1 protein-coding gene is annotated in these 380 nt (G+C 43.9%); it reads left to right on the top strand.

Annotation, left to right across the window (positions count from 1 at the left end; genetic code table 11):
- Positions 1-380, top strand: a 380-nt coding sequence (locus DLK05_RS17230; protein WP_209319979.1) for a LysR substrate-binding domain-containing protein, incomplete at both ends; no start/stop codon positions are given.

A 380-nucleotide genomic window follows, 5' to 3' on the forward strand; every position in this document is an offset into this window, starting at 1 on the left:
TGAGCAAAACCAACCTAGTGTTGTGTGCAAGCCCAGATTACATTGCCAAACGAGGCATGCCGACTCACCCTACTCAGCTTGAGGGTCACGACTGTTTATACTTAGCTGAAAATGACAGTGACCATATCTGGGACTTCTTTAAAGAAGATGAATACCACTCAGTACCTGTCACTGGTCGCTACGCCGTTAACCACTCGCAAATGCGATTGAATGGCGTTAAAAATGGCTTAGGGATTGGTATTTTCCATGACTTTGTTATCGCTGATGCCATTGAACAAAACCAAGTAGTACCAGTATTAGAAGCTTGGACGATTAAAAGTAATTACCACGGCGCAATTGCGATGCAATACCCTCAAACTAAGTACATGCCTGCAAGACTG

Source organism: Ancylomarina longa, assembly GCF_003996985.1.
Classification (GTDB): Bacteria; Bacteroidota; Bacteroidia; order Bacteroidales; family Marinifilaceae; genus Ancylomarina_A; species Ancylomarina_A longa.